Here is a 758-nt window from a genome sequence, read left to right as displayed (position 1 = left end):
GCGCAGGTCGCGGCGGCCGGCGCGACGCCGCCACCGCCGACGACCTGCGCCGGCTGATGGATGCCTATCCAGACCCGTCGTGATTTGGTTCGGCCGTCGATGAAACCCGGCTCCCGCGCGAGCCGCCGTGCTGTCCGCGAGGGACGTCTCGTCCCAAAAAACCACCTCATCCTGAGGTGCGGCGACAGCCGCCTCGAAGGAGCCCTCCAGCCCACTCTGCGGCTTCTGGAGCCCTCCTTCGAGGCCTTCGCTGCGCTGCGGCACCTCAGGATGAGGTCGGTGGATCGGATGGGGACGGGGAGAACCGAGCCCCTGAGACGCAGATGACAGGAGGCACCCATGGCCGAGACCGAGATCGACCGCACCCTCGCCGCGCGGGCGAAGCAACTGAGCACCCTGGACAACCTGGCCCAGAAGTTCGGCGACAGCCTGAGCAAGGCCTTCACCGGCACGGTCGGCCCGGCCAAGCAGCTCGACGGGGCGCTGACATCCCTCGTCACCAAGCTCGCCGGCATGGCCGGCAAGGCCGTCCTCGACCCGGTGAAGGGCGGCATCGAATCCCTGGTGAGGAGCCTGATCAATTCCGGCGCATCGAGCACCGCCTTCGCCAAGGGCGGGGTGATCTCCGGCGGGCGGGTGCGCCCCTTCGCCGATGGCGGCGTGGTGGCCGCCCCCACCTACTTCCCCCTGCGCGACGGGACCGGCCTCATGGGCGAGGCCGGGCCGGAGGCGATCCTGCCGCTCGCGCGGGGCAGCGA

Annotated in this window: 1 protein-coding gene; it reads left to right on the top strand. The window is 70.8% G+C overall.

All coding sequences use genetic code 11. The annotated features are described in order from the left end of the window. Positions 1–339: 339 nt before the first annotated feature. The coding region (locus FV220_RS25165) for a phage tail tape measure protein (RefSeq protein ID WP_147833591.1) at positions 340–758 on the top strand (419 nt) is incomplete at its 3' end.

It is taken from the genome of Methylobacterium sp. WL19 (genome assembly GCF_008040005.1).
GTDB lineage: Bacteria > Pseudomonadota > Alphaproteobacteria > Rhizobiales > Beijerinckiaceae > Methylobacterium > Methylobacterium bullatum.
Note: the sequence above shows the minus strand (reverse complement) of the source record. Positions and strands in the feature narration are given on the sequence as shown.